This is a genomic window from Aeromicrobium phoceense (assembly GCF_013868155.1).
Lineage (GTDB): Bacteria > Actinomycetota > Actinomycetes > Propionibacteriales > Nocardioidaceae > Aeromicrobium > Aeromicrobium phoceense.
In genome coordinates this window covers 331,105-350,728 of the sequence record NZ_JACEOG010000001.1, presented here as the reverse complement: position 1 = coordinate 350,728, position 19,624 = coordinate 331,105, and the positions used below count along the sequence as shown (strand labels likewise).

20 protein-coding genes are annotated in these 19,624 nt (G+C 71.5%); 6 read left to right on the top strand and 14 right to left on the bottom strand.

The window, feature by feature from the left end; translation table 11 throughout:
* The first annotated feature begins 5 nt into the window (after positions 1 to 5).
* Genes H1W00_RS01685 through H1W00_RS01675 form a run of 3 tightly spaced genes read left to right on the top strand, consistent with a single transcriptional unit; the run spans position 6 to position 3,435 of the window.
* Positions 6 to 1,364, top strand: a complete 1,359-nt coding sequence (locus H1W00_RS01685) for an FAD-binding oxidoreductase (RefSeq protein ID WP_181753075.1) — start codon at positions 6 to 8, stop codon at positions 1,362 to 1,364.
* Positions 1,361 to 2,647 (top strand): class I SAM-dependent methyltransferase, encoded by a 1,287-nt coding sequence (locus H1W00_RS01680; RefSeq protein ID WP_181753074.1) that lies wholly within the window; start codon positions 1,361 to 1,363, stop codon positions 2,645 to 2,647. Before H1W00_RS01685 ends, H1W00_RS01680 begins: the two co-directional genes overlap by 4 nt.
* A complete protein-coding gene (locus tag H1W00_RS01675) occupies positions 2,647 to 3,435 on the top strand; it encodes an exodeoxyribonuclease III (protein ID WP_181753072.1) in 789 nt (262 codons plus the stop codon). Before H1W00_RS01680 ends, H1W00_RS01675 begins: the two co-directional genes overlap by 1 nt.
* A 3-nt stretch (positions 3,436 to 3,438) precedes the next feature.
* Here H1W00_RS01675 and H1W00_RS01670 read toward each other — a convergent pair whose 3' ends face one another.
* From H1W00_RS01670 to H1W00_RS01640, 7 genes are read right to left on the bottom strand one after another with little or no spacing between them, the layout of a single operon-like run.
* Positions 3,439 to 3,834, bottom strand: coding sequence for a phage holin family protein (locus tag H1W00_RS01670; RefSeq protein ID WP_181753070.1), 396 nt, complete (start codon positions 3,832 to 3,834; stop codon positions 3,439 to 3,441).
* A gap of 38 nt (positions 3,835 to 3,872) precedes the next feature.
* Positions 3,873 to 4,202 (bottom strand): monovalent cation/H(+) antiporter subunit G, encoded by a 330-nt coding sequence (gene mnhG / locus H1W00_RS01665; RefSeq protein ID WP_181753068.1) that lies wholly within the window; start codon positions 4,200 to 4,202, stop codon positions 3,873 to 3,875.
* Positions 4,202 to 4,471 carry an MrpF/PhaF family protein gene (locus H1W00_RS01660; protein ID WP_181753066.1) on the bottom strand — a complete coding sequence of 90 codons (270 nt, stop codon included), beginning with the start codon at positions 4,469 to 4,471 and terminating at the stop codon, positions 4,202 to 4,204. The genes mnhG and H1W00_RS01660 overlap by 1 nt, the downstream gene beginning before the upstream one ends.
* Positions 4,468 to 5,025 (bottom strand): Na+/H+ antiporter subunit E, encoded by a 558-nt coding sequence (locus tag H1W00_RS01655; RefSeq protein ID WP_181753065.1) that lies wholly within the window; start codon positions 5,023 to 5,025, stop codon positions 4,468 to 4,470. The genes H1W00_RS01660 and H1W00_RS01655 overlap by 4 nt, the downstream gene beginning before the upstream one ends.
* Positions 5,018 to 6,634 (bottom strand): Na+/H+ antiporter subunit D, encoded by a 1,617-nt coding sequence (locus tag H1W00_RS01650; protein ID WP_241732802.1) that lies wholly within the window; start codon positions 6,632 to 6,634, stop codon positions 5,018 to 5,020. Before H1W00_RS01650 ends, H1W00_RS01655 begins: the two co-directional genes overlap by 8 nt.
* A complete protein-coding gene (locus tag H1W00_RS01645; RefSeq protein WP_338072794.1) occupies positions 6,631 to 7,089 on the bottom strand; it encodes a Na(+)/H(+) antiporter subunit C in 459 nt (152 codons plus the stop codon). Before H1W00_RS01645 ends, H1W00_RS01650 begins: the two co-directional genes overlap by 4 nt.
* Positions 7,086 to 9,944 (bottom strand): Na+/H+ antiporter subunit A, encoded by a 2,859-nt coding sequence (locus H1W00_RS01640; protein ID WP_181753063.1) that lies wholly within the window; start codon positions 9,942 to 9,944, stop codon positions 7,086 to 7,088. The genes H1W00_RS01645 and H1W00_RS01640 overlap by 4 nt, the downstream gene beginning before the upstream one ends.
* Before the next feature lie 67 nt (positions 9,945 to 10,011).
* Between H1W00_RS01640 and H1W00_RS01635 the strand changes: the two genes are divergently transcribed.
* The gene (locus H1W00_RS01635; RefSeq protein WP_181753061.1) at positions 10,012 to 10,638 is read left to right on the top strand and encodes a hypothetical protein; all 627 of its coding nucleotides are present in this window, start codon (positions 10,012 to 10,014) and stop codon (positions 10,636 to 10,638) included.
* Positions 10,631 to 11,395: an exonuclease domain-containing protein gene (locus H1W00_RS01630; protein WP_181753059.1), complete on the top strand. Its 765-nt coding sequence runs from the start codon at positions 10,631 to 10,633 to the stop codon at positions 11,393 to 11,395. The genes H1W00_RS01635 and H1W00_RS01630 overlap by 8 nt, the downstream gene beginning before the upstream one ends.
* Before the next feature lies 1 nt (position 11,396).
* Here H1W00_RS01630 and pgm read toward each other — a convergent pair whose 3' ends face one another.
* The 3 genes from pgm to H1W00_RS01615 are packed head-to-tail and all read right to left on the bottom strand — an operon-like array spanning position 11,397 to position 14,577.
* Positions 11,397 to 13,034, bottom strand: coding sequence for a phosphoglucomutase (alpha-D-glucose-1,6-bisphosphate-dependent) (gene pgm, locus H1W00_RS01625; protein WP_181753057.1), 1,638 nt, complete (start codon positions 13,032 to 13,034; stop codon positions 11,397 to 11,399).
* Positions 13,031 to 13,876: an alpha/beta fold hydrolase gene (locus tag H1W00_RS01620; protein WP_181753055.1), complete on the bottom strand. Its 846-nt coding sequence runs from the start codon at positions 13,874 to 13,876 to the stop codon at positions 13,031 to 13,033. Before H1W00_RS01620 ends, pgm begins: the two co-directional genes overlap by 4 nt.
* The gene (locus tag H1W00_RS01615; protein ID WP_181753053.1) at positions 13,873 to 14,577 is read right to left on the bottom strand and encodes a lysoplasmalogenase family protein; all 705 of its coding nucleotides are present in this window, start codon (positions 14,575 to 14,577) and stop codon (positions 13,873 to 13,875) included. The genes H1W00_RS01620 and H1W00_RS01615 overlap by 4 nt, the downstream gene beginning before the upstream one ends.
* 40 nt (positions 14,578 to 14,617) lie before the next feature.
* Between H1W00_RS01615 and H1W00_RS01610 the strand changes: the two genes are divergently transcribed.
* A complete protein-coding gene (locus H1W00_RS01610; RefSeq protein WP_181753051.1) occupies positions 14,618 to 15,025 on the top strand; it encodes a pyridoxamine 5'-phosphate oxidase family protein in 408 nt (135 codons plus the stop codon).
* Positions 15,026 to 15,041: 16 nt separating this feature from the next.
* On the opposite strand, the gene H1W00_RS01605 is transcribed toward H1W00_RS01610, so the two are convergent.
* The 4 genes from H1W00_RS01605 to H1W00_RS01590 all read right to left on the bottom strand — a co-directional run bounded on the left by H1W00_RS01605 (position 15,042) and on the right by H1W00_RS01590 (position 19,616).
* Complete coding sequence (locus H1W00_RS01605; RefSeq protein WP_181753049.1) at positions 15,042 to 16,298, bottom strand: DUF1501 domain-containing protein; 1,257 nt, start codon at positions 16,296 to 16,298, stop codon at positions 15,042 to 15,044.
* The gene (locus H1W00_RS01600; protein WP_181753048.1) at positions 16,295 to 17,815 is read right to left on the bottom strand and encodes a DUF1800 family protein; all 1,521 of its coding nucleotides are present in this window, start codon (positions 17,813 to 17,815) and stop codon (positions 16,295 to 16,297) included. The genes H1W00_RS01605 and H1W00_RS01600 overlap by 4 nt, the downstream gene beginning before the upstream one ends.
* Positions 17,755 to 18,702, bottom strand: coding sequence for a hypothetical protein (locus tag H1W00_RS01595; RefSeq protein ID WP_181753046.1), 948 nt, complete (start codon positions 18,700 to 18,702; stop codon positions 17,755 to 17,757). Before H1W00_RS01595 ends, H1W00_RS01600 begins: the two co-directional genes overlap by 61 nt.
* A 95-nt stretch (positions 18,703 to 18,797) precedes the next feature.
* Entirely contained in the window at positions 18,798 to 19,616 is an 819-nt protein-coding gene (locus tag H1W00_RS01590) for a DivIVA domain-containing protein (protein ID WP_181753044.1), read from the bottom strand.
* Positions 19,617 to 19,624: the final 8 nt, after the last annotated feature.

Genomic DNA, 19,624 nt, shown 5'->3' with positions numbered 1-19,624 from the left:
CTTGCATGCGAGGGTGGACGAAGCACGCGAACGCCGTCGCCGCACTCCGCGCCTCGTGGGACGCGATCCCGCCCGACCAGCCGGTCCGCCTCGCGAAGCGCACGTCGAACCTCTTCCGGCCGCGCTCGCGTCCCGACGGTCCGGGCCTCGACGTGTCGGGCCTCGACGGCGTCATCGCGATCGACCCGGTGGCCCACACCGTCGACGTCCAGGGCATGTGCACCTACGAGCGCCTCGTCGACGAGACGCTGGCCCACGGCCTGATGCCCACGGTGGTGCCACAGCTGCGCACCATCACCCTCGGCGGAGCGGTCACCGGGCTGGGCATCGAGTCCACGTCGCTGCGGCTGGGCCTGCCCCACGAGGCGGTGCTCGAGATGGACGTCCTCACCGGCTCGGGCGAGATCGTCACGGCCACGCCCGACAACGAGCACGCAGAGCTGTTCGCCGCGTTCCCCAACTCCTACGGCAGCCTCGGCTACGCGGTGCGGCTGCGGATCGCCCTGGAGCCCGCCCCCGCCCAGGTGCGGCTGCGGCACGTCCGGTTCGCGTCCGTCGTCGACGCCGCCAAGGCCATCGCCGAGATCGCCGACGCGGGCACGTGGGACGGCGTGGCGGTCGATGCGGTCGACGGCACCGCGTTCACGCCCGACGAGGTCTACCTGACGCTGGCGCAGTTCACCGACGGCGCCGGGGCCACCAGTGACTACACCGGCCAGGACGTCTTCTACCGCTCGATCCGCGAGCGCGCCGACGACGTCCTCACGATCCACGACTACCTGTGGCGCTGGGACACCGACTGGTTCTGGTGCTCGGGCGCGTTCGGTGCGCAGCACCCGCTCGTCCGCCGGGTCTGGCCGCGCCGCTGGCGCCGCAGCGACGTCTACCACCGCATCGTCGGGCTCGACTCGAAGGTGGGCATCAGCCGACTGCTCGACAAGGTCAGGGCCGTCCCCGGCCGCGAGCGCGTCATCCAGGACATCGAGGTCCCGCTCGAGCGGCTCGACGACTTCCTGACGTGGTTCGACCGCGAGGTCGGGATGCGTCCCGTCTGGCTGTGCCCGCTGCGCACCCGCCGCGCCTGGCCCACCTACCCGCTGGCGCCCGGCGAGGTCTACGTGAACGTCGGCTTCTGGGGCACGGTCGTCGTCCCGGCCGGCACCGCGCCCGGCACGGTCAACCGCCGCGTCGAGGCCGAGGTGCACCGGCTCGGCGGCCACAAGTCGCTGTACTCCGAGGCGTTCTACGACCGGCAGACCTTCGACTCCCTCTACGACACCGCGGGCCTCGACCGCGTGCGCGACCAGTACGACCCGCAGGCCCGACTCCACACTCTGTACGACAAGGCGGTGAGGAACTCATGAGCATCGCATCCGAGACGCGACTCACGATCGCTCAGGCATTCGACCGGCTGCTGCGTGATGGCATGCCGATCCGGTTCGAGGCGTTCGACGGCAGCTCGCTGGGCCCCGAGGACTCCCTCCTGCGCCTGCGCCTGCTGAACGAGCGAGGGCTGGCCTACCTCATGACCGCCCCGGGCGACCTCGGGTTCGCCCGCGCCTACGTCTCGGGTGACCTCGAGATCGACGGCGTCCATCCCGGCGATCCCTACGACATCATGGTCGCGCTCATGAGCCGCCTGCGGTTCCGGGTGCCGAGCGCACCGGAGATGGTGCGGATCGTCCGCAGCCTCGGCCTGGGGAACCTCAAGCCGCCCACGCCGCCCACGGAGGAGCACCTGCCGAAGTGGCGCCGGGCCCTCGAGGGGCTGCGGCACTCCAAGACGCGCGACGCCGAGGCCATCGAGCACCACTACGACGTCTCGAACCGCTTCTACGAGCTGGTGCTCGGTCCGTCGATGACCTACACGTGCGCGGTGTTCCCGAAGGCCGATGCCAGTCTGGAGGAGGCCCAGAGCGAGAAGTACGACCTGATCTGCCGCAAGCTCGACCTCAAGGCCGGCGACCGCCTGCTCGACCTGGGCTGCGGCTGGGGCGGCATGGTCCGCCACGCCGCCCAGCACTACGGCGTCCGCGCGCTCGGCGTCACGCTCTCGCGCGAGCAGGCCGCCTGGGCGGGGGCCGCGATCGAGCGCGAGGGCCTGTCCGGCCTGGCCGAGGTGCGCCACAGCGACTACCGCGACGTCACCGAGACCGGGTTCGACGCCATCAGCTCGATCGGCCTCACCGAGCACATCGGCGTGAGGAACTACGCCGCCTACTTCGACTTCGCCCGCAGCAGGGTCAAGGTCGACGGCCGCATGCTCAACCACTGCATCACGCGCCGCGACAACACGGGCCCGGCCAACGCGGGGCAGTTCATCGACCGGTACGTGTTCCCCGACGGCGAGCTGACGGGAGCGGGCACCATCGTCACGGCGATGCAGGACGCCGGATTCGAGGTGCGCCACCTGGAGGACCTGCGCGACCACTACGCGCTGACGCTCAAGGCGTGGTGCCAGAACCTGGTGGATCACTGGGACGAGGCGCTCGACGAGGTCACCCCGGGCCGGGCCAAGGTGTGGGGTCTCTACATGGCAGGATCGAGGTTGGCCTTCGAGAGGAACGAGATCCAGTTGACCCACGTCCTGGGCGTGAACACCCCCGCCGACGGAAACTCCTCCTACCCCCTGCGAGTCGACTTCTGATGCGGATCGCGACGTGGAACGTCAACTCCGTCCGCAGCCGCATCGGTCGCGTCGTCAGCTGGCTCGAACGCCATGACGTCGACGTCCTGGCGATCCAGGAGACGAAGTGCCGTGAGGACCAGTTCCCGGCCCTCGAGCTGAGTGCGCTGGGCTACGAGTACGCGCACGTCGGCGTCAACCAGTGGAACGGCGTCGCGATCATCTCGCGCGTCGGCCTGGAGGACGTCGAGCGCTCGTTCGGCGTCGACCAGCCGATGTTCGAGGACCTGCTCGAGCCGCGCGCCATCGGCGCCACGTGCGGTGGCGTGCGGATGTGGAGCCTGTACGTGCCCAACGGGCGCGACCTCGACCACGCCCACTACGCCTACAAGCTCGACTGGCTGGCGCGGCTGCGCGCCTCCGGCGAGGCGTGGCTGGCCAAGGACCCCGACGCCCAGATCGCGCTGACGGGCGACTGGAACATCGCGCCGCAGGACGACGACGTGTGGGACATGGCCGTCTTCGAGGGGCGCACCCACGTGTCGCCCGCCGAGCGCGCCGCGTTCGCGGCGATCGTCGACACCGGCTATGCCGACGTGGTCCGGCCGCACACCCCCGGCCCGGGCGTCTACACGTACTGGGACTACACGCAGCTGAGCTTCCCGAAGAAGAAGGGCATGCGGATCGACTTCGTGCTCGGGTCGCCGGCCCTGGCCGCGCGCGTTGAGGGTGCGTTCATCGACCGCGAGGAGCGCAAGGGCAAGGGCGCCAGCGATCACGCACCCGTCGTGGTCGACCTCGCCGACTGAGCCTCAGGCCCTGCGGTCGCGGGCGTTCTCCACCCCGGCCTTGAGCAGGATGAACGGCAGCAGGAACGACGCCAGCGCGGCGGCGAGCCACACGATCACAGCGGCGATGAGCCAGGTGCTGAGGCCCGAGATGGTGAGGGCGTCGCCGAAGAGGCTGGCGATCCACAGCGCCACGAGCGTGGAGACGATGCCCACGCCGCCGAGGAAGGCCTCGGCATTGCGCTTCACGACGACGAGGATGAACGGCGACAGGATCGCCTGGGCCAGGGCGAAGATCACGACGGTGATGATGAAGCCCGAGGCGGTGACCTCGAGGTCGTCCAGCACGGCATTGGCGACCAGCACGCCGACGGCAGCGGAAACGAGGTTGATGGCCGCGCGGATGAGCAATCGGATCATGCCCGCACTCTAGGGGTCGGAAGGGCCGCTGCCCAGCGTCAATCGCCCTCGTCGACGACCAGGGCCTCGCGGTCGACCTGATCGGCCCGGAAGGCGGCACGTCCGACCATGTGCGCCGACACCGGGGCGGTCAGCAGCTGGAACAGCGCCACGACCGCGACGAGGGTGAGATCGCCCAGACTCTCGATCCGCAGGGCCAGCCCGGCCAGGATGAGCAGCAGCCCGAAGGTCTGGGGCTTCGTGGCCGCGTGCATGCGGGTGAGCACGTCGGGGAAGCGCACCACGCCGATGGCGGCGACCAGCGCGAACGAGGCGCCCAGGATCAGGAACGTGCCGGAGAGGACGTCGGCGACGAGGGTCCAGTCCATCACTGCCCCCCGCCCGACGCCTGCGCGGCGTAGCGCGCGATGCTGACCGAGCCGAGGAACGCCACGAGGGCCAGGGCCACGAGGATCGGCAGGGTGGTGTTGTGGCGCCCGATCGCCGCCTCGACGCCGATCGCGCCGACGCACGCCGCCACGAACACGTCCGACGCGACGGTGCGGTCGAGCATGGTGGGGCCGCGGACGATGCGGACCAGGCACAGCAGGCCCGTGAGGCCCAGCAGGACGGCACAGACGATTCCGACGAAGTTCATGCGTGCTCCTCGAGGAGTCGGCGTTCGCTCTCGCTGATCTCGGCCTCGGTGCCGATGGCCTTGAGCAGGCGGTGCTCCTGCAGCCGGGCCTTGCGGCGGGCGGTCTCGATGCGCTCCGGGCTGCCGGCGTCCAGCACGTGCAGCCACATCCGCCGACCCTCGGAGTCGAGCTCGATGAGCAGCGAGCCCGGAACCAGGGAGACCAGCTCGCCGGTGAGGGTCTGCCGCAGCTCGGAGTGGCTGACGAGGTCGATCCGCAGCACTGCGCTGGGCGGCGGCGCCTTCGGACGGACGGCGAGCCAGGCCACGTTGAAGCTCGCGACGCTCAGGTCGGCGAGGAATCGCGACACCAGCACCACGGAGGCCCACGGCCGGATCGTGCCGTCCACCGACACACGCGGGAACGGGAAGACCACGACGATGATCGCGCTGACGAGCAGCCCGCCGATCAGGTTGATGGGGGTGAGCTCGCCCCACAGCAGCAGCCACACGACCGTGAGCCACAGGATCACCGGGACGTGCCAGGGGTGCAGGCCTCGCGTGCGGTCAGCCATCGCCGAGCACCGCCTCGATGTAGGGGGTGCGCTCGTGCAGCTCATCGGCGGCGCGCTCGGTCATCGCGAAGAGCGGGCCGGCGAACACCGTCAGGGCGACGGTGACCACGCCGAGCGCGATCGTGGGGAGCGCCATGCGGGCGGGCAGTCGCTCGCCCTCGGTGTCGGTCTTCCAGGTGGTCTCGCGCTGGGTGGCGGTGGAGACGCCGCTGCGGCCGTGCAGCGAGCCACCGAGGCCGGCCGGGCCGAACGGCACCGGGGTGTCGTCCTCGGGGTCGGCGAGCGGCTGCCAGAAGGCGCGGTTCCAGATCTTCGCGACGGCGTACAGCGTGAGCAGGCTCGTGGCCACCGCGGCCCCGACGCCGAGCAGCGCGAGCCAGTCGCCCGCCTCCGCGCCTGCCTCGAGCAGCGCGAGCTTGCCCAGGAAGCCCGAGAACGGCGGGATGCCGGCCAGGTTCATCGCCGGGACGAAGAACATGACGGACAGCACCGGCGCGTAGCGGGCCAGCCCGCCGAGCCGGTCGAGGTTCGTCGTCCCGGACCGGTACTCCACCAGCCCGGCGACCAGGAAGAGCGTGGTCTGCACCGTGATGTGGTGGATGATGTAGAAGATCGCGCCGGCCACGCCGAGCTCGCTGCCCAGGGCGATGCCGAAGAGCATGTAGCCGATGTGGCTGACCAGGGTGAACGACAGCACACGCTTGATGTCTGACTGGGCGACCGCGCCCATGATGCCCACCACCATCGTCAGCACCGAGGCCCACAGCAGGATCGTGCGCAGCTCGTGCGTCGGGAACATCAGCGTCTGGGTGCGCAGCATCGCGTAGACGCCGACCTTGGTCAGCAGGCCCGCGAACACGGCCGTGACGGGCGCCGGGGCGGTCGGATAGGAGTCGGGCAGCCACGCCGACAGTGGGAACACGGCCGCCTTGACCGCGAAGGTCAGCAGGAGCAGCAGCTGAAGCATCGTGGCGGTGCTGTCGGGCAGGTCCGGCAGGCGCAGGGCGAGCTGGGCGAAGTTGACCGTGCCGGTGGCGGCGTAGACGCACGCGATCGCGATGAGGAACAACGCCGACGACGCCAGGCTCACGATGATGTAGATCGTTCCCGAGCGCACGCGGGCCTCGGTGCCGCCGAGCGTGATGAGCACGTACGACGACGCCAGCAGGATCTCGAAGCCGACGAACAGGTTGAACAGGTCGGCCGAGAGGAAGGCGTTGGAGACTCCGGCGCTCAGTACCAGGAACGTGGGGTAGAAGACCGAGAGGGGCGTGTCGCGCCCGAACTCCACGATGCCCTGGCCGATCGAGTACAGCAGCACGCACAGGGTGACGATCGTCGAGATCAGCAGCAGCAGGGAGCTGAGTCGGTCGGCGACGAGGCTGATGCCGATCTCGGCGGGCCAGCCGCCCACGTTGAACGACTGCGGGCCGTGCTGGTCGGCGCGGACCAGGAGCACGGTGGCCGAGGCCACGACGGCCAGCAGCGTGAGAATGCTGATGACGCGCTGGGCCCCGGCGAACCGGCCGAACGCGAGGCAGAGTCCGGCACCCAGGAGGGGCAGGATCACGGGGGCGAGGACCAGCTGGTCCAGCAGGCTCTCGCTCATGCCGTCACCTCGTCCTCGGGCGCGAGCGTGGAGTCGCCCGCGTAGCCCTCGTCGGGAAGCTCGGAGTCGGCCTCGTCGAAGGTGGCCGAGACCTCGTCGCGCTCGGCGCGGCGTCGGATCAGGTCGTCCTCGACGTCGTCCTGCACGTCGTCGGTGCCGGTCAGCTGCCAGGCCCGGTAGGCCAGGGCCAGCCCGAACGCGGTGGTGCCGAGGGTGATCACGATCGCCGTCAGCGCCATCACCTGCGGCAGTGGATCGGCCATCGGGTCGCCGGACAGGCCGAGGATGGGCGCCGCCCCGGCGGGTCCGGAGACCACGAGGAACAGCACGTTGAGGCCGTTGCCGATGAGGACGAAGCCCACGAGGATGCGGGTCAGGCTGCGCTCGAGCACGAGCGTGACGCCGCTGCCCACGAGGACGCCGACGACGACGATGAGCATCAGGTTCGCTGTCACGCCGGCACCTGGTCCTTCCGGGGGTCGGGCGGGCCGGCGTCCTCGTCCTCCATGTGGGCGTCGATGCCACTGCCGAGGCTGCGCAGGACGTCGAGGGCGAGGCCGACGACGACGAGGTACACGCCGATGTCGAAGAAGACCGAGGTGACCAGGTGCAGCTCGCCGAGCACAGGGATCGGGACGTCGATGATGGCGCTCTGCAGGACGCCGCCGCCGAGCAACGTGGGCAGCAGTCCGGAGAGGGCGGCGACCGCGAGGCCGAGGCCCAGCACGAATCCGGCGTCGACGGGCGCGGCGTTGTCGAGCTCCTCGCGACCGCCGGCGAGGTAGCGGATCATCAGCGCGAGCCCGGCGATGAGACCACCGGCGAAGCCGCCGCCGGGGGAGTTGTGGCCCGAGATCATCAGGTAGACCGAGAACACGATCACCGTGTGGAAGACCAGCCGGGTGACGATCTCGAACACGATCGAGCGGCGCTGGTCGTGGAGGTTGGCCGCGAGCCAGGCGTTGGAGTCGGTGGTGACCACGCGGCGCGGGCGCACCTGGCGTCCGGCGCGATCGGTCAGCAGGAAGATCAGGCTGGCGATGCCCGTCGCGGCGACCACGAGGACGCTCAACTCGCCGATGGTGTCCCAGGCCCGGATGTCGACCAGGGCCACGTTGACGATGTTCTTGCCCCCGCCGTACTCGTAGGCCGGCTCGGCCCAGCCCGCGGAGATGGGGGTGGCGGTGCGGGCGTTGGTGGCGACGAACGCGAAGCCGGCCACCGACAGACCCACGGCCGTGCCGACGCCGACGCGCCACCAGCGGGCGATGTTGAACGGCCGGTCGCTGAAGAACGGGGGGAGGCGGCGCAGCACGAGCACGAACGTGACGAGCAGGAACGTCTCGACGAGCACCTGCGTGAGCGCGAGGTCGGGGGCGCCGTGGGCGACGAACAGAATCGAGGTGCCGTAGCCCGTGACGCCGAGCAGGAGCACCGCGCGCAGGCGGCGTCGCGACCGGACGGTGAGCACGGCCGCCGCGATCATCACGATGCCGACGACGATCTGCAGCGGGTTGTCGGAGAGCCGGACGTCGGGTCGCTCCCACGCGCGCACCAGCGCGGTGCCCGGCACGACCACGAGCGTCACCAGGATGATGCCGAGGTAGACCGGCAGCGAGCCCCGCTGCGTGCGGCCGGTGACCTCGACGGCGAGACGATCGACCCCGCGCATGACGGCCTGGTAGGCGCGCTCGGCGTCGGGGAACGGGAGCCGGTCGACGATCGCGTGCTGGGCGGCCGCCACGGGGCGGCGCCACACGAACAGGGCGATGCCGGCCGCGACGGCGAGGACCGACAGCCACAGGGCCGGCGTGAAGCCGTGCCACAGGGTCAGCACCGCCTCGTGCGAGCCGACCGGGAACTGGTCGGAGTAGGTGGCCAGCCGCGGGGTCAGGAACGGCCCGGCGAGGCCGGCGACGAGGCTGAGGACCGCCAGCACGGCGGGCACGGCCGCGAACCAGGGGGAGAAGTCGCGCGGCCTGCACGGCTCGACGCCGGGCTTGTCGGCGAACGTGCCCCAGACGAAGCGGGCGCTGTACGCCACGGTGAGCACGGAGCCGAGCACGATGCCCGCGAGGGCGACCAGGCCCCAGGCCGGGTGGCCGAGGTCGTGGCCCAGGTCGACGAAGGCCGCGAAGGCCGCCTCCTTCGCGGTGAAGCCGAACAGCACGGGCAGGCCGGCCATGGACGCCGCGGCGACGACCGTGGTGACGAACAGCAGGGGCCGGGCCTGCCGCAGGCCCGACAGCTCGCGCAGGTCGCGCGTGCCGACCGAGCGGTCGATCACGCCGACAACCAGGAAGAGGGCCGACTTGAACAGTCCGTGGGCGCACACCAGGGCGAGCCCGGCGAACGCGGCCGACCGCGTGCCCGCGCCGACCACCGCCATGAGGAAGCCCAGCTGGCTGACCGTGCCGTAGGCCAGCAGCAGCTTCACGTCGTACTGCCGCAGCGCGCGCAGTCCGCCGAGGATCATCGTGGCGACGCCGAGACCGATCAGTACGGGGCGCCACCCCGGCGTCTCGGCGAAGGCGGGGGCCAGCAGCGCGACGAGGTAGATGCCGGCCTTGACCATGGCCGCGGCGTGCAGGTAGGCGCTGACGGGGGTGGGAGCGGCCATCGCGCCCGGGAGCCAGAAGTGGAACGGCAGCAGGGCCGACTTGGAGAGCGCGCCCACCAGGACCAGCGCGATCGAGGCGGTCACCGCGGTGCTCGGCTCGGGCGGGTCGGCGAGGATCTCGCTCAGCCGCGCCGTGCCGCTCAGCAGGTGCAGCCCGACCAGGCCCACCAGCATCGCCAGGCCGCCGAATGTGGTCACGATGAGCGCGTTGAGTGCGGCGCGACGGTTGGCGCGGCGCTCGGGGTTGTGGCCGATCAGCAGGAACGACAGGACGGTCGTGAGCTCCCAGAACACGTAGAGCACGTAGACGTTGTCGGCGAGCACCAGGCCGAGCATCGCGCCGGCGAAGGCGGTCAGGACACCGGAGAAGCGCCAGATCTCGGTGTCCTTGGGCCGGAAGTACCAGGCGCAGTAGACGAGCACGAGGGCGCCGACGCCCGTGACGAGCAGGGCCACGATCCCGCTGAGGGAGTTCACGGCGAAGTCCAGGTCGAGCCCGATCTGGGGAATCCACGCCCGGTGCTCGTACGTCGGATCGCCGTCGGTGGCCCGCGCGACGGGCCCCAGGAGCCACACGAATGAGGCCGCCGGGACGAGCGCGAGGACCAGGAAAGCCCGTCTATCCAGCATGCGGACGAGAGCAGGGGCGACCGCTGCAACGAGAAAGTGCAGCGCGACGAGGAAGACCATGGGCTCGGCCCAACCCTAGCGGGTGGCCCCCTGTGAACTGTCCGGCAGGAGTGCGAGAATGGACGCCATGGCCGACCCCGCGAACACCCGTTCCGCAGGTCTGCCGTCAGAAGGTCCCGGGACTCGGACCGGGGCCGAGATCTGGGTACGACGGATCGTCGTCGTGCTCGTGCTCGTGGTGGCGGCTCTCGTCGTCTACGGACTGCTGGCCGCGGCTCTGCCGCGCTGGTGGGCCCAACGCGTCGGGAACCAGGTCGACGGACGCATGACCGTCGGCATCTTCTGGGGTGTGTTCTACGGTTTCATCTTCAGCTTCCTCCCGGTGCTCGTCGTGTGGCAGGTACGACGCCCGTTCCTGAAGTGGCCGTGGAAGATCGGTGTCTTTCTGGTGGCCTTGCTGCTGGCGGCGCCGAACTGGCTCACACTGTCGATCAGCCTCGGCGACAACAGTGCGTCGGACGCCGGATGGATCACGCTGGTGAACGAGGCGCCCGGCTTCCAGTGGGCGACCTTCTTCGGCGCCCTCGTGGGCGTGCTGGCGTCGTTCGCCCTGATCGCCACGATCACCGCCGCACGGCGCCGCAAGGGGCAGGTCTCGCGACTCGAGGGTCAGCTGGCGGAACGGGACGCGGCGACGCGGGCGGGGACGGCAGAGTCGAACACCGAGCACCGAGAGGAACCGCCGCATGCCTGAAGCGTCCGCCCGTCCCACGTCCGAGCCGGGTCGTCCCGGCGGGGGACGGCGCGCCAAGAACGTCCTGCCCCCGCGCGAGGACCCGAACGCCTGGTACCGCCAGCCGCTCGCGTCCCTCGACTTCGAGACCACGGGAATCGATCCCCACAAGGACCGGATCCTGAGCTTCGCCGCGCTGTCGGACGTCGGCGGGGACCTCATGGGCATGGTCAACCCCGGCGTGCCGATCCCCGAGTCCTCGGCCGACATCCACGGCATCACGGCCTCCGACCTCGCGCGGGCGCCGATGTCGGCGCAGGCGCTGCGGCCCGTGCTGGCCTGGGTCCACGACGTGATCGAGCGCCGGATCGGCCTGGTCGTCTACAACGCCTCGTTCGACCTCACGCTGCTGCGCGCCGAGGCGATCCGCCACGATCTCGACCAGCCCGACTGGGACCGGCTGCTCGTCGTCGACCCGTTCGTCATCGACTGGGGCATCGACCGCGAGCGTGAGGGCCAGCGCCGGCTGGCCGACGTCGCCGCGCACTACGGCGTCCGGCTCGACAAGGCGCACGACGCGGCCCACGACGCCCGCGCGGCGCGCGAGATCGCGATCACGATGGGCCAGGGCTTCGAGAAGGCCATCGGCTCGAGCCTGACGATGCTCATGGCGCAGCAGCGCTACTGGATCGCGGCGCGCACGATGGACTGGAACAAGCGCGCCCACGAGCTGGGCCGCGGGCTGACGATCCCCGACCGCAACTGGCCGTTCGCCTGAGTCAGTCCGAGGCCAGTGCCGCGTCGACCACCGACTTCGCCGCGGCCTGCACCTCGGCCAGGTGGTCGGCGCCGCGGAACGACTCGGCGTAGATCTTGTAGACGTCCTCGGTGCCCGACGGGCGTGCGGCGAACCACGCCGACTCCGTCGTGACCTTCAGGCCGCCGATGGCCGCCCCGTTGCCCGGGGCCTCCGTCAGCACCGCCGTGATCGGCTCGCCGGCCAGCTCGGTGGCCGTGACGTCGGCGCGGCTCAGGTTCCCGAGCCGGGCCTTCTGGTCGCGGTCGGCGGGGGCGTCCACGCGGGCGTAGGCCGGATCGCCGTGCCGCTCGACCAGCTCGCCGTAGAGCAGGCTCGGCGTCTTCCCGGTGGTGGCGATGATCTCCGAGGCCAGCAGCGCCGCGATGATGCCGTCCTTGTCGGTGGTCCAGACGCCGCCGTCGCGCCGCAGGAACGACGCCCCGGCCGACTCCTCCCCACCGAAGCCGAACGATCCGTCGATGAGCCCGGGCACGAACCACTTGAAGCCGACGGGGACCTCCACGAGCGGACGACCGATCTGCTGCGCGACGCGGTCGATCATCGAGGACGACACCAGCGTCTTGCCGATCCGCGCCCCGGCGGGCCAGTCGGGGCGGCTGCCGCCGAAGAGGTGGGCGATCGCGACCGCGAGGAAGTGGTTGGGGTTCATCAGGCCGGCGTCGGGGGTGACGATGCCGTGCCGGTCGGAGTCGGCGTCGTTGCCGGTGGCCACGTCGAACCGGTCGCGCTGCTCGATGAGCGAGGCCATGGCGGCGGGCGACGAGCAGTCCATCCGGATCTTGCCGTCCCAGTCGAGGGTCATGAAGCGGAACGTGCCGTCCACGAGCGGGTTGACCACGGTGAGGTCGAGCCCGTGCCGGTCGGCGATCTCACCCCAGTACGCCACGCTCGCGCCGCCGAGGGGGTCGGCGCCGATCCGCACGCCGGCACCCGCGATGGCCTCGAGGTCGACGACGTTCGGGAGGTCGTCGACGTACGTCCCGAGGAAGTCGTAGGGGCGGCAGGCGGCGCGGGCGCGGGAGAAGGGGACGCGGCGCACGCCCGAGAGGCCCGCGGCGATGAGCTCGTTCGCCCGGGCCGCGATGACGGACGTGGCGTCGCTGTCGGCGGGACCACCGTGGGGCGGGTTGTACTTGAAGCCGCCGTCGGCGGGCGGGTTGTGCGACGGCGTCACGACGATCCCGTCGGCCAGGCCGGTGGTCCTGCCGCGATTGGCTCGCAGGATCGCGTGCGACACCGCAGGCGTGGGCGTGTACCCGTCGCGGTCGTCCACCAGCACGTCGACGTCGTTGCCGACCAGCACTTCGATCGCCGTGGCCCACGCCGGCTCGGAGAGGGCGTGGGTGTCGCGTCCGATGAACAGCGGCCCGTCGATGCCCTGGTGGGCGCGGTAGTCGCAGATCGCCTGGGTCGTCGCCGCGATGTGGGCCTCGTTGAACGCGGTGTTCAGGCTCGACCCACGGTGGCCACTCGTGCCGAACGCCACGCGCTGCTCGACCACGTCGGGGTCGGGTCGCAACGTGTAGTAGGCCGTCACCAGATGGGCCAGGTCGACGAGGTCCTCCGCCGCGGCCGGCTGTCCTGCGCGATCCGTCATGCGTCCATCATGCCGTTTCCGGCGCTTCGCACCCGCTCGAGAATCTCGGAGGCGAGCAGGTCCGGGTGGGTGTCGGGGAGCCAGTGGCCGCTGTCGACCTCGACGAAGCGGTAGTCGCCGCTGACGTGGTCGCCGCAGCGCTCGGCGCCGTAGCGGCCGATCGCGAGGTCGGTGGCGCCCCAGACGAACGTGGTGGGCACGGTGACCTCGGGCGTCGCCGAGAGCTCGGGGCCCATCGCGCGGTACCAGTTCAGGGTGGCCGTGAGGGCGCCCGGCTCGGCCAGCTTGTCGACGTAGGCGGCCTCGTCCTCGGGCTCGACGTCACCGCCGTACATCGCGCGCAGGCGGGCGCCGTCGTCCTCGAGCAGGACCTCCTCGGCCTTGCCCGGTCGGCGCAGCAGCCCGATGTACGCGCCGCGCTGCTGCTGGTCGGGGTCGCCGGCCAGCGCCTCGTTGTAGGCGGCCAGGTGCGGAACGGACACGGCCGTCAGCGTCAGCACTCGGTCGGCGTGGCGCGTGGCCACCACCCACGAGACGGCAGCGCCCCAGTCGTGCCCGACGAGGTGGAACCGCTCGTGCCCGAGCGCCGCCATGATCGCGACGACGTCGTCGGCGAGGATCTCGGCGCGGTAGTGCTCGACCCCCTCGGGACGCGCTCCCGGGCTGTAGCCGCGCTGGTCGGGGACGACGACCCGCAGTCCCTCGGCGGCGAGACGCTCGGCGACACCGCGCCACGAGCGACGGTCCTGGGGCCAGCCGTGCAGGAGGACCACCGGCGTGCCGTCCTCAGGGCCGAACAGGTCGAGGTCGAAGGTGAGGCCCGCGGCCTCCACGGTACTCACAGCGCCCCCGCCGGGAGCTTCGGCCAGCAGTCCGTGGCCCGCGTCGCATCGAACCCTCCGGCGGCGCGGCTGCGCGCCTCCTTCTGGACGATCGCCGTCGCGAGGAGGAACAGGGCGAGCGAGTAGGTCAGCATGACGACGAAGCCGCCGAAGGCGGAGTCCTCGGGGACCCGGTCGGCGATGCGCGCCGCGATGAGGCCGTCGCTGAAGAGGAACAACAACGCGCCGATCCCGGCCCGAAGATCCACCGCGAGCGCCGTGGCGGCCGTCGAGGCGAGCAGCAGGGCGTAGACGACGACCGGGCCGCGCAGCCCCGGCTCGAGGCCCGACCAGACCCAGGCCAGCAGCAGGACCGCCCCGGCCGCGAGGGCGAGCGGGATCCAGACGGTGCGGCGCAGCACGTCGAGCGCGCCGCGACGGACGAAGAAGGTCACGAAGCACACGTGCGCCGCGGCGAAGGACGCCATGCCGGCGATGAAGAGGCCGTCGATCTCGAGGAAGAGGTCACCGAACAGGCACAGGACCAGCGCGATCGCGAGGAGTCGCGGACCGTGCTGCTCGATGACCCAGGCCACGAGGAGGGGGGCGATGAGGCACTTGGTGATGCTGTCCCAGGGCTGTGCCTCGGCGAGCACGAGGGCCAGGTGCACCACGACGGCGATGCCGAAGGCGGCGAGCCAGGGGCTCCGGAGCGAGTTCATGGGCTCACCGTAACGTGGCTCACACGTGCACAATGGATTCATGAGCACCGGAACGATCCAGGAGTTGGACCAGGACGAGTGCCGTGAGCTGCTGAAGGTCGGCAGGTTCGCGCGGATCGCGTTCGACACCGGCGAGCGCCTGGAGCTGCTGCCCGTCAACTACGCGTACGACGACGGCACGATCCTGATCAGCACGAGCCGCACCTCCGGGCTCGCGACGATCGTCGATCGCCGGTTCGTCCTCGAGGCGGATCACCACGACGACACCTACCAGACCGGGTGGAGCGTGATCGTGCGCGGAACCGCGCAGGAGGCGACGGCCGAGCAGCTGGAGTCGTTCGGCACGCGACTGCCGAGCTCGTGGGCGGGCGCGACGGGCGAGTCCACGCACATCGCGATCACCGTCGAGGACATCGGCGGCCGGCGCGTGCGCCAGTTCCCGAACTGATCGCTGAGCCCCGCGGTCAGTGGGGCGACATGAAGCCCAGGGTCGTCCGGCTTAGGCCCGGAAAGACGGTCCCGACGCCCACCTCGGGGAAGCGCGCCTGCAGGATCTCGCCCAGCACGTTGCGGTAGTCCGTGGTCACGGCGAGGTCGCCGTCGACCTGCTTGCCGTTCGCGAGCGTGGGCCAGTTCGCGTAGTAGCCGCCCCTGACGCCGGCGCCGAACGCGAAGACCGCGTTCCCGTATCCGTGGTCGAGCCCGGCCGCTCCGTTCTGGCCCAGCCGACGGCCGAACTCGCTGAGCGTCACGATCGTCACCCGCGAGGCGTGCGGGCCCAGGTCGGTCAGGAACGCCGCGATGGACTGCGACATCTGCTCGATCTGGCGGCTGATCCGCCACGAGATGTCGACGTGGTGGTCCCAGCCGCCGAAGTCCACGGCGATCGCACGCACCCCGACGCCGGAGCGGATCAGCGCGGCCGAGCTCGCCAGGGCCTTCCCGAGCTCGTTGTGCTGCGGGTAGACGGCCCCGTTCTGCGGGCCCTTCTTCTCCTCGGCGGCGATCGTCCCGGTCCGCCGGTCGAGCGCGATGGCCTCCTGGCCCGCCCGGCCGATGACGGTCCCGGCGTCGCGGTACATGTCGGACAGGACCGAGCGCATCCGGGGGCCGAGGGTCGCGTGGTCGGCCCAGGGCGCGGAGAGCGAGGTGAAGTCCGAGGTCGCGAACGAGGGCTCCGGGCCGATCAGCGCCGTCGGCATGACGGTGGAGCCCACCTGGATGCCGTCGAACACGTCATTGGAGGTGAAGCACCCGATCACGCGGTTGAGCCAGCCGATGCGCTCCGACGAGCCGGGGTCGGCGTCCTCCACGAGCTCCATCGCCTCGAAGTGCGAGCGGTTCGGCGTCGGGAGCCCGACCGCGTGGATGGCGGCCATCCTCCCGCTGTCCCACAGGCCCGCCAGCGGCGCGAACGACGGGTGCAGGCCGAAGCTCGCGTCGGGCCGGAACAGCTCGCCCTTCTTGACCGCGATGGACGGCCGCGCCGCGTAGTAGGCCGGCTCGGCGTGGGGCACCATCATCGACATGCCGTCGGCCCCGCCGCGCAGCGACAGCACGACGAGGATGTTGCCGTTCGTGGCGCCGTAGGCCGTGGACGTCAGCACGTCGCCGAACATCGCCGTGGAGACGCCGGCCATGCCGATGAGACCGGCGGACTTGAGCAGGTTGCGACGGGTGACGCCGTAGTCGGCGCAGGCGTCGTCGTGGCCGTCGGTCATCGCAGCATCGCCTCCGGCGCGTTGAGGATCGCCGTCCGGATCAGCGTCAGCATCCAGGCGAGGTAGTCGGTCTCGCGCTCCCACGACTTCGAGAACACGTGGGTGGCGGGCTTGTCGATCAGCGTCGCGGTGCCGTTCACCGTCTCGCGGGTGGCGCGGCGGCCGGTCATCATCACGGCCTGGTGGTGCACGAGGTCCTCCAGCGGCAGCGGCCACACCGGCGGGATGAGGTCCCGCACGAGGGGGCGCCTCGCCTGCTTCAGCGAGCTGTTGGTGCTGGCCATCCAGGAGTGCGCCGTCCACGTGCGCAGCATGCGGGCGGGGGAGAGGTAGGTGTCGGACTGCTCGGGCGAGCCGTCGGGCCGCGGCCACGAGAACGGTGCCTGTCCGGTCCAGCTGCACTGCCAGCTGAACGAGTCGACGTGACTGCCCGAGCCGGCGCCCGTGGGCACGATGTCGCACGCGCGCTGCGTCGCAAGGACGTCCTCGACGGGGGTGCGCGCCTTCCGGAACGCGGCGGCACGGAAGCCGGGGTGGCGCACGAGGGTGCGCAGGCATGCCCCGATGTCGGTGCCCGAGTCGAGGTAGGTGGCGGCCACGGCGTCGACCGCGCTGGAGGGCGGGTCGTCGCTGATGAACCGCACGCACAGCCGGCGAGCGACGCGAGCGGCGGTCTCGGGCCGCCCGGCCAGCCAGTCGAGGTAGGCATTCAGCTGGGCCCGGCCGTCCGCGTCGGCGTTCTCGAACCGCTGGCCCAGGACGGTGACGGCCCCGACGTGGTGACGGCTCGGGTCGTACCCGGCGGCGTAGTCCTTGCCGACGGCCACGGTGAACCCCGTGAGCAGCCGGGCCGAGCTCTTGACGTCGTCCTCGGTGTACCCGGCGGCTCGCCCGACGGTGTAGAGCTCGAGCAGCTCGCGACCCAGGTTCTCGTTGATCTGGGCCTTGGTGTTGCGGTGGTTCGACAGGTAGCCCGACATCGACGGGTGGGTCACGGCGGCGCGCAGCAGTGCGCGGTACGTCCCGAGCGCGTGCGGGCGGATGGCGGTGGTGTCGTAGTGCATGCGCCACGGGAAGCTCGAGTCCTCGCCCGCCGGGATGTGCAGCAGGTTGGACCAGAAGTCGACCATCACCTCGTGCACCTGGTTCACGGCTACGACGCGCCGGCAGAGGGAGTGGCGGACGAGGTCGTTGCCGTACTGCCAGCCGCCGTAGACCCCGTCCCGCGCGTTCTGCCACGCGACCGCGGGCGAGTCCTTGAGGTGCGGGAACCAGGCCAGGGTGGCGTCGGCCTCCGGGTCGCGTCCGGGGGACAGCTGGGCCTCGAACCAGGCATCGACGTCACGGTGGCGCAGGACGTCGGCCTCGAGCCGGCCGTTGTGGCCGTACGTGAAGCGTCGGACCACGTGCTGGGCGTACTCCGAAAGGCGCGGCTGCGTCCCGGGCAGGGCGACCATCAGCACGCTCCCGAGCCGGTGGTCGCGCTGGTGTCCGAGGCGACCAGGACGGTGAGCCACCGGGTGTCGCCGACCACGGGCGCGGCGATGCCGTACTCGAAGCCGGGGGCGTCGTGGCAGGCCGACAGCAGGCGGCCGGTCTCGCCGTAGGGGGACGACAGCCAGGCGTCGACAGAGCCCTGGACGGCGGCGGCCGCGGTGGACCCGCCGACGGCGCGCGTGACGGTGGTGACGGTGCGTCCGGGACAGTCGGCCACCGGCAGGGGCCGCGCGGCCGCTCGGTGCTCGGCGGACCCGGGATCGACGGCGCGGCCGAGCGACGCCATCCAGGCGGAGTGGCGGCGTGCGGACGCGGTGAGACAGGCCTCGGCGCCGCGATCCGCGGCACCCTGGATCCCGGGGCGTGCGTAGGTCGTCCTGGCCGACCGCACTGCCGTCAGCAGGGTCTTCTCGTCGGCGGTCAGCGTGGCGGGGCGCGAGGGCACGGTCCGCTTCACCGCCCGCGCGGTGACGACGAGGGTCTTCGTGCGCGCGGTGGCGTGGACGTGGGTGCGACCCCCGGAGCGGTGCTTCACGCGTGGCGCGACGGCGCGGTAGCGGACGCTGCCGGTCGCGGGCTTGAGCCGGATGGTTGCACTGGCGCGCACGGTCCGCTTGGCGGCATTGCGCCAAACCTTGCGCCGCGCGTCCCAGCGCTGCAGGCGCACGGATCGCGGGTGCTTCGTGGACGTCCGGACGCGGAAGGTGATGACCTTGCCGGCGTCGACGGTGCGGGGCGTGGCGCTCAGCCGCAGTGCCGGCTTGGCCGCGGCCGGCGCGACCACGGTGCTCTCCGAGCGGTTGCGGACGCCGTCGCGCTCCTGGGCCACGACCACGGCGCCCCCGGCGAGCGCCGTCACGACGACGGCCACGGCCGCCGCGGCGCCGATGTGGCGGATGTGATCCATGGGGATGATGATGACTCATTGCGCGCGGAAATGACAGCCGTTCGAGCACGAAAATGGCCCGCCCCGAGGGGCGGGCCACGATTTCGTGCGGTGGATCAGGCGCGGTCGTTCGAGGCCTCGAAGAGCGCGCCCTGCTCGCCCTGCGCCTCCTCGCCGGTCAGACCGGCCAGCGCACGACGCACGTTGGTGAGCTGAGCGTTGATGCTCTCGCGGCGGCGCTCGATCTCGGCGACCTCGCGCTCGGACTCGAGGCGGACGCGCTCAGCCTCGGCCTTGGCCTTCTCGACGATGGAGATCGCCTGGCGGTGGGCCTCGTCGGTGCGCTCGCGCTCGGTGCGCTCGGCCTCGACCCGCTTGGCCTCGGCGTCGGCCCGGCGAGCAGCGAGGTCCTTCTCGAAGTCGGCGACGGCGCGCTGGTGCTCGGCCGTGATCCGGTCGAGCTCGGCCTGCGCGGCCTGCGTGACCTTCGCGGCCTCGTCGAGGGCCTGCTTGCGCACCTGGTCGGCCTCGGCCTGCGCCTCGGCGCGGGTGGCCTCGGCGTAGTCGTCGGCCTCACGGCGGGTGGCGCCGGCGTACTCGTCGGCCTCGCGGCGCGTGGCGACGTCGTAGGCGTCGGCCTCCTTGCGGAGCCGGCGCACGGCGTCGGCGGCGTCGGTGCGCTGCTTCTCGATCTCCTTGGCCGTGGCCTTGCGCAGCGTGGCCGACTCCTCCTCGGCGAGGCTCAGGATCTGGCCCACGCGCGCGCCCAGGTGGGAGAAGTTGGGCTCGGTGACCGAGGCCAGCCGCTCCTCGACCTCGGCGATCTGCTGGCGCAGGGCTTTCGCGTGCTCCTTGAGCGTGGCGATGTGGGCGTCGACCTCGGCGGGATCGTACCCGCGCATGACGGTCCGGAAGGAGGAAGTGGGGCTGCTCATGGTGTCAC